The 7,576-nt window shown below is 42.4% G+C and carries 11 protein-coding genes and 1 pseudogene; 6 read left to right on the top strand and 6 right to left on the bottom strand.

What is annotated here, in order from left to right; translation table 11 throughout:
• The 5 genes from Q4Q50_RS22080 to Q4Q50_RS22100 all read right to left on the bottom strand — a co-directional run.
• Positions 1-188: helix-turn-helix domain-containing protein (locus Q4Q50_RS22080; RefSeq protein WP_311900100.1), on the bottom strand; the 188-nt coding region annotated here is incomplete at its 3' end.
• 150 nt (positions 189-338) lie between these two features.
• Positions 339-1,091 (bottom strand): hypothetical protein, encoded by a 753-nt coding sequence (locus Q4Q50_RS22085; protein ID WP_311901171.1) that lies wholly within the window; start codon positions 1,089-1,091, stop codon positions 339-341.
• 162 nt (positions 1,092-1,253) lie between these two features.
• Positions 1,254-1,580: a hypothetical protein gene (locus Q4Q50_RS22090; protein ID WP_006083868.1), complete on the bottom strand. Its 327-nt coding sequence runs from the start codon at positions 1,578-1,580 to the stop codon at positions 1,254-1,256.
• Between the two features lie 5 nt (positions 1,581-1,585).
• Entirely contained in the window at positions 1,586-2,209 is a 624-nt protein-coding gene (locus Q4Q50_RS22095) for a toxin YdaT family protein (protein ID WP_311901173.1), read from the bottom strand.
• Positions 2,210-2,240: 31 nt separating this feature from the next.
• The gene (locus tag Q4Q50_RS22100) at positions 2,241-2,444 is read right to left on the bottom strand and encodes a Cro/CI family transcriptional regulator (protein WP_311901174.1); all 204 of its coding nucleotides are present in this window, start codon (positions 2,442-2,444) and stop codon (positions 2,241-2,243) included.
• 79 nt (positions 2,445-2,523) lie between these two features.
• Between Q4Q50_RS22100 and Q4Q50_RS22105 the strand changes: the two genes are divergently transcribed.
• The 4 genes from Q4Q50_RS22105 to Q4Q50_RS22120 all read left to right on the top strand — a co-directional run bounded on the left by Q4Q50_RS22105 (position 2,524) and on the right by Q4Q50_RS22120 (position 5,677).
• Positions 2,524-3,225 carry a S24 family peptidase gene (locus tag Q4Q50_RS22105; RefSeq protein WP_311901176.1) on the top strand — a complete coding sequence of 234 codons (702 nt, stop codon included), beginning with the start codon at positions 2,524-2,526 and terminating at the stop codon, positions 3,223-3,225.
• Between the two features lie 182 nt (positions 3,226-3,407).
• A complete protein-coding gene (locus Q4Q50_RS22110) occupies positions 3,408-4,046 on the top strand; it encodes a hypothetical protein (RefSeq protein ID WP_311901177.1) in 639 nt (212 codons plus the stop codon).
• Positions 4,046-4,543, top strand: a complete 498-nt coding sequence (locus Q4Q50_RS22115) for an ImmA/IrrE family metallo-endopeptidase (RefSeq protein ID WP_311901179.1) — start codon at positions 4,046-4,048, stop codon at positions 4,541-4,543. The genes Q4Q50_RS22110 and Q4Q50_RS22115 overlap by 1 nt, the downstream gene beginning before the upstream one ends.
• A 15-nt stretch (positions 4,544-4,558) precedes the next feature.
• Entirely contained in the window at positions 4,559-5,677 is a 1,119-nt protein-coding gene (locus Q4Q50_RS22120) for a beta family protein (protein WP_311901181.1), read from the top strand.
• A gap of 30 nt (positions 5,678-5,707) precedes the next feature.
• On the opposite strand, the gene Q4Q50_RS22125 is transcribed toward Q4Q50_RS22120, so the two are convergent.
• Positions 5,708-6,457: a sce7726 family protein gene (locus Q4Q50_RS22125; RefSeq protein ID WP_311901183.1), complete on the bottom strand. Its 750-nt coding sequence runs from the start codon at positions 6,455-6,457 to the stop codon at positions 5,708-5,710.
• 414 nt (positions 6,458-6,871) lie between these two features.
• On the opposite strand from Q4Q50_RS22125, the gene Q4Q50_RS22130 reads away from it, so the two are divergent.
• Positions 6,872-7,234 carry a hypothetical protein gene (locus Q4Q50_RS22130; RefSeq protein ID WP_311901185.1) on the top strand — a complete coding sequence of 121 codons (363 nt, stop codon included), beginning with the start codon at positions 6,872-6,874 and terminating at the stop codon, positions 7,232-7,234.
• A gap of 140 nt (positions 7,235-7,374) precedes the next feature.
• Positions 7,375-7,576: pseudogene (locus Q4Q50_RS22135) on the top strand (hypothetical protein); the annotation flags it as partial.

Here is a 7,576-nt window from a genome sequence, read left to right on the forward strand (position 1 = left end):
TCCTCCAACGTTTTTACGTGGTTCATCACACTGCGACGAGTGATCTCACACTGCTCAGCAATGTTCTGGTAACTCGGCCAGCATTCGCCTTGGTCATTGGCGTTATCAGCAAGCTTGATCAACACCAGCTTGCGCAGTGGATTGCCCACCTTGGCCTTCATCGCTTTTACCATCAATTCCATACTCATAAGCCACCCCCAAACAGAGCAACCCACAAACTCGAATTGACGCAAACCCCATGCTTCAGTAACATGATATTGCCTCACTTTAGGTATAGGTATTAAGCCCGCATCGGTCGCCAAAACTTCAGCGGGCTTTCTTATGTCTACAACAACGGGTCAACTGCAATGTGCCCCGTTGCCCTCCGCTCGCTCGCCTTCACAGCCAAGCAAGTCAACCTTGTGCGCCAAGTTACTGCGCAACTGGCTAAAAAAATCACGCCGTTTAATGTGCACGTTACGGCTTTTTGCTATTGCACTCATATCAGCCGCACTCACATTAGCTGCACTCGCATCAGCCGCGCCTACATCCGCCGCCAATAGCGCAATAGAACGCTCCGCACGTTGTTCTTCCATCAGCAGATAATTCATAATCCAATCGATGCTCACCGTCGGCAGCAACAACTGCTTTTCACTGCCCAGCAACGCCTTATCCACGATGTCGGTCGCGATAACCGCCCAACGCTCGGGGCGACTATGCTGCAATTCATCGCAGCTCCTTAACACCTCAACCATTCGGCCCACCTGCGTTCGCCTAAACAAATCCGCCGTGGTATGCCCATGAAAACAGGCAATGTCTTTGCCCATGTTCACGCCGCTTAACGCTGCCCGTTCAGAGGTTGCCGCGCTAAGCTCTTTGGCGCTAAGCTCTGGCACATTAGGCTCAGTGCTACTAGGCATTTTCGACTTAGATTTAAGCGCCATCGCCTTAAGCATTAACTGCTTTGCTTGCATCATGAGTAACGTCACTTGCGCGGTTTCCATCTCGGTAAGCGCGGCCACGGCGGGCCCATCATCACGGCTAACTTGCCCATGCACCGAACACGCGGCGCCGCCCTCCAAACAACAAATTAAACATTCAGGATCAAACATCGTTATGCTCCCCACTTCATCTTAGGTATCAAGCCCGCATCGGTCGCCAAACTGTGGCGGGCAATTTGATAACGGCGTTTTTTACGCGCCCAGTTATCACTTAACTGATTTGTGAACATGTCATTCACTCCGTCTCTTATTTCAACAAGTCATTCAAACAAGTCATTTCAACAACTGCCACTTATGCCCATTGGCACACACGGCGCGTTTTGAGCCCGACTTGGTTTGCTTTAAAGCCAAACCGCACTGGCCACAAGGCACATCAGCCACCCGCTTAAGCATCACCGCATTAATCTGTGCGCTGTGATTAGCACGTTTTGGCCGATAACCTAACGCCCGCGCCACTTTTACATACTCTTTCGCAATCCATTTGCCATCAGGTTCTAAGTGCAAACCGTCTCCGATCATGTCGCCCAAGCGGATCAACTGTTGGTGCAACTCAGTCTTAGCACTGGCGATAACATTGATGTTAAGGTTCGATTGCGGCATCGCGGTCACTTCTCGGCCGCGAATTGCGCCGCCTTACCGCCATGACTGGCTAAATACGGGTACGCCAGCTCTAACGCCGCCATGCTCGCTTGCGTGGTTGCCGCCGACTCTTTTAACTCGCGGTGCGCCGCCACTAACTGCTCGCGCTTCGGCGCCGGACCCAAATGGATCACCGCCACTTGCGCCTCGGCGTTCTCTTTGGTGAGCGATGCCGCCATATCGGCCACATGCAGCACATGGCCGTCATTCATGCGGTCGGCAATCACAGTCACCCCAGTGCAGCCAAACACATCGTTGAGATACTGCACCCGCAAATGCTCGGGCAGTGCCGCCACCAGTGCTTGCTCAACATGAAACAAGCGATCCACCTGCGGGTGTTGGCCCTCGTACTGACCAAGCCAACGGAACAGCTTTTGCGCATTAATCCGCGCATCGTTGTGCACGTCTTGCGTGCTGGCAAAGCTAATGCCCTCCGCCGCCAACACCTCGCTTAGCCCAAGGCGCTCAACCGCCGCAACAAAATCTATCGCCAGCGCAAAGCGCGTCATCTTGGGTAACTCCAACACCCGATGAATTGTTTTCATCAACAAATTCAAACGGCTGTCGTTTTTACGTGAATGGGTTTTCATGTGTACTGTCCTCCTTCAACCTAAAGTGAACCTAAGCCACATTCACTGACTCAGGATTATCTAAAACAACGACGGGGTTAACTTTGAGTGCGCCATCAGTTAGGCGCTCGATTTGATAAGCGCGGAGTTCGGGAACATCTTCACCCCATTGAGAAACGGAAGCTGGATTAATACCTAATGCATTCGCTAGTTTCGATTTCCCTTTGAAATATTCGACGGCAAGCTGAGTTTTCATTTTTCACCACCCTAAACTTAAGTTTTCCTAAGTATCGGTATAAATAAAACCTAAGTCAAATTGATTTAAGATAACTTATATGAAAACACTCGGTGAACGCTCTAAAGAGCGAAGAAAAACTATCAACCTGACTCAACTCCAACTTAGTAAAAAAGTAGGAGTTTCAAGCGTTACCATTTCACAATGGGAATCAGGTGACACATCTCCAAAAGGTGAAAATCTTTACAAGTTGGCTCAAGCACTTCAGTGCTCTCCTGACTGGTTGATGTTTGGTGATAGTAAAAATACGAAGAAACCAGAATCCAATGCTGAATGGGCAGGCGGTTTTGATCTATGGGACAACGATAGCCCACTAGGTGACGATGAAGTTGAAATTCCCTTTTACGTGAATATCGAACTCTCGGCTGGTGAAGGGATTGCAGAAGGTATTGAATATAAAGGCCCTAAGCTCCGTTTTGCCAAAAGCAGCCTTAAGCGCCAAGGTGTAAACACAGATCATGCGGCCTGCGTCAAAGTGAATGGCAACAGCATGGAACCTGTATTACCCCACGGTTCAACTGTGGGCGTGGATACCTCAGCCACTGAGGTTATCGACGGTAAAATGTACGCCATTAACCACGATGGCATGATGCGCGTCAAAATGCTCTACAAACTCCCCGGTGGTGGCTTGCGCCTACGTAGCTACAACACGGATGAGTGGCCAGACGAACACTTGGATGTTGAAAAACTAAAACAGGTAAAAATCATCGGCAAAGTCTTTTGGTATTCGGTTTTAATATAATTTATCCTATATTTCAATGCCTTAGGCAAGTTAATAGTTTAAATCAGAATTTAATGAACTGATGGATATACTGCAGTAAATTAAATTTATCCAGTTTCTGCGGGGCATAGCAAGGTGTAATTTTGACCTAATGTGCCTATAACAATTAAATATGGATCTCCATCCAGTTAAAGGGAAGTTTTATGAAAAAAGTCTTACCTCTGATTTTTACTCTCTTGACAATTCTAAGTTCTAATTTACAAGCACAAATAAATAATGAGAGCAGATTAGAAACTTTACCTGCCTCTGAAAGTGGTCAAATTATTAGAACGATTGATGCAGAAAAAGCTCAAGTTCCCCTGCCTAACAATAATCAAAATCAAGATTTACTCGACACTATAGAGCAATATAAAAAAGTAGTTGGTGACTTAAAATCTGAACAACAGGAACTTAAAAATAGCTTAACTGAGATTGAGAATACCAACAGTAGTATGAATTATTCGATGTGGATAAGCATATTACTTGCTTGCGTAACAGTTATTATTACAACACTAGGGGTTGTTGTAGCAGTTGTTGCATTTTATGGATATCGTAACGTTAGAGACAGTGCAAAAGAGGCGGCCCACATCGTTGCCTCAGATGTTGCAAAAATGGAAGCTAACATCCAGATTAATCATGTAGCTAAAACTGAAATAGCACGTCTGCTTGATGCCGGAGAGTTAAAGGAGCATCTTGAAAGTGCTGTAGATTTAATTATAAGAGCTAATTTTACAACCAGTGTAATCACTGGTTCTAGCGGTTTTAACAAATATCCTGAAGTTGACGAAGAGGTTAATGAATGATGAATAAGTCTAAAGTATGGCACCGACTAAATCCTTCGCAACAGTCCGTTATAAACAGAATACAAGCTGAATGCCCAGTAAAACTTGGAGCAATTGCACAAGAATTTGGTCTTGTTGTTAAACTTGCCACTCTAACTGCAAACATCTCTGGTCAAATTAAAGAGTCAGATGGAGTTGTAAATATAAAAATTAACAGACATGACGTTAAAACTAGGCAACGATATACTTTAGCTCATGAAATTGCTCATTTTTTATTGCATCGAGAGTTATTAGGAGACGGTATAACTGATGATGTGCTCTATCGCTCATCTCAATCTACAGCTATAGAACGTGAAGCAGATAGCCTCGCCGCTGATATTATTATGCCGATGAATCATGTTGAGCGACTAATAAAGAAACACTCAGCCGACAAAAAAGGTGAGCTATTATACGAAGCCGTTGCCGAAGAGCTAGATGTTTCTCCAACAGCATTAAAAAACAGACTTGATTGGAATTAATTCATAGGAGCACACATGCAACTAAATAAAGCTAATTATGTTCCAATCTTATCTTTAAAACCTGCTGAAATGGCAGCGGTAGAAGAATTATTTGAAAATGAAAAAGACCTGATTCTACCTATTGTAGAATTAAAAAGGTGGGCAAATTCAAATCAAATAAGCAACTCAATTAAGCGAGTAGAAAAAGCATTTGGGAATCGCTTTTGGATTGCCGACTTAGATGCTGAATTCATAGAATCGATACCTGAAAAAATATCAGAATCTGAAGGAAATGTAAAAGAAGTTTTTTATCAATTCCAAAGATTAGCAGACCCAAGTAATGGATATCAAAACTGGGTGGAATTTATCACCCAAAATATAAATTTAATTCCAGTACTACAAATTAAAAATGTGGATGAACTAAACCTTCAATTAGATAACTTTCTGCATTTACAAAGGCCTATTGTGGCCCGATTAAAACTTACTGAAAACAACTCAATTACACCTGAAGAGTTGAATATAATAATTAAAGCTTTAAGTGTAAAACCAATTCATGAACTTTTAGTAATTTTAGATTACGGTGATTTGTCAAGGCGAAATTTATTAGAATATCATCAATATTCTAGATTTATAAAATCGCTATATAAAATTCTTCCACATGCGATATTTACAGTTTCTGGCACATCATTTCCTTATTCCTTCGGACGATCATATAAAGGCGAGATACCCATTTATGAGCGACAAATTTACAATCTTGTTGCTAATGACTGCCCTGAAGTAAAACTAGTTTACTCTGATAGGGGTAGCTCTCGTGAACTGACTCAAAATGGAGGAGGAGGTCTTCCACCCCCAAGGATTGATTATGCTTTGAAAAATGATTGGCGCTTTGTTCGTAAAGAATTTTCCGAGGATGAAGATAACAAAGAACAGCTTTATAAAGATGCGGCAATTGAGATTATGAAGAGTGATTATTGGATTAGTAACCTACCAGCTTGGGGACGACAAATGATAGAAAAAACAAGCATAGGGGACACATTTGGTATTACATCAGCGCACAGGGCAACAGCAGTAAGAATTAACCTTCACTTATACCAACAACTTCATTATCTAGAAAATTTAAATGAAATAGTTACAGAAGAAGATTGGATAGATTAAAATTTTACTGACAATATGGTGATAAATGAACTAAACATTTACCACCATATTTGTTACTTTATGATTTTTTTCATGTGCAGATTTCAATTCTTCTAATGCAGAAATAAAACATTCTATATTAATCACCTCTGCTGTTTTAACATTTCGACGAGAAAGCTTTAAGTACTCTAAATCATCAGGGGTTGAATTACCTTCACAAATTTTTTCGAAAAACTTATCATTACGCGACTTATATCGGTTTTTAATAAAGTTAATAGCGGAATCTCTCAACTTATAACATGGTGCCAACATCAGCGCCGTTTCTAAGGTTTTTCTCCTTATATTCAAAGTTTTGATATCAAGCTGTCTAGCCAATTTACGCAATTCTACGGCAGTCATCATTTCAATTAATTCTTTCTTAGAATTAACAGCTTTAATTCTTCCTTTTCGTTTAATAGAAATCTTGCCATTAGATATTTCCCAAATGGCAACATGTAAAGGCGTTATTTCAAGTGCTTTACGTGTATGTTTAGGGGCTGTTACTACTATCACTTTGTCAAAATATGTCAGGTATTTATCTACCTGACCTTGTAAGCGAACTAGTGAGTCTGCATCACTCTTTACCTCAAAAGCAAACAGACGATTAGATTTGATCAATGCAAGATCAACACGTCGAGACAAATCACCGACTGTAAATTCATTAATAATTAAGTCATGGGTTCCAATTCCCCATTCATCAATTAAATGATTGATTATATTTGATTTTAACTCTGGCTCTAAGGGCATTTTAAATAACGACAAAGTCGTAACCTCAATATTTAATGTGCATAAATCTACTGTTCAGTATACAAAAAAAAACTGTTCAATTCATGGTAAGTTTCCAATTAGGTAAACAAGTAATCATTTCATATAAAAAAATCTTTCTTTTTAGGTACATATGAAATCATACGCATCAACTCAGCCCATCAGAAGCTGATAGCTTTTAAAGCACTGAAGTTTTAATGAAAAATAGAAGTCATAATACATTGATAGTACGAAAGAATTTATACTGTTAGTCACAATTCCATCTCATTAGTTCAATATCTTATTCCATTAATTGTCAATTCAAAAATCAAAACTTAAATTTTAAGTTCCCCTAAATTTAACCTTGACTTTATGCTTAGGTTTTCCTAAATTCAATTTAAGAAAACTTAAATAACTACCGAGGACAGGGAAATGATTCTAGCGAAAGTTCACACCACACCTAAGCAACGCGATGAGTTTCGTCTACTGGTTGCAATACGTTTTGCCTGTTTAATGGCGCTGGCCAAGGGCCACACCGACCCAATGGATTGCCCACGAGTGCAAGTCCGTTGCGCCGAGCTGGTCAAGCATTTTGCCTATCACCACCCAAGCCCTGCGTTTTACCGCCAGTTTATTCGCCACACAGGCGAACTCGGGCTCAATTTCAGCCTGCGCTTCACTGAGCCCCAACAAGGTTTGTACGGCAAGGTGATGGTGTGGCGCAACGACTCGCAAGCCGTCACTAATGTGCATCCGCTGCACACGATGACGACAGCCACGCCCGTCGGCCGCTAACGCAGTAGAGCCGTAGAGCCGCAGCGCACATTCACGATTTAGGCTACCTAGACAAAGCAGCCAAGGCAAAGCAACCAAGGGGTGATGGTCCATATCCCTGTAACGATAACGGCAACAGTTTCACCTTGTTGGAGGCAATTATGTTTTTTGTTTACGGCGTGTCCATGACCTTAGCGAAAAATCAAGCGGCCAAAAAGTGCAGCACCTCTGTGGGCGCGCACCCTAACCGCCGTCAACTGAGCCCCGACGAGTACCAAGCTAAGTTGAATGATATGGCGCAGCACTTGTTTGAAACCATGAAGCCACAACGCCTGTCGCATTCGTTATCGACGCCCGCGCTGT

Origin of the sequence: Shewanella scandinavica, from assembly GCF_031932065.1 — a bacterium.
Taxonomy (GTDB): Bacteria; Pseudomonadota; Gammaproteobacteria; order Enterobacterales; family Shewanellaceae; genus Shewanella; species Shewanella baltica.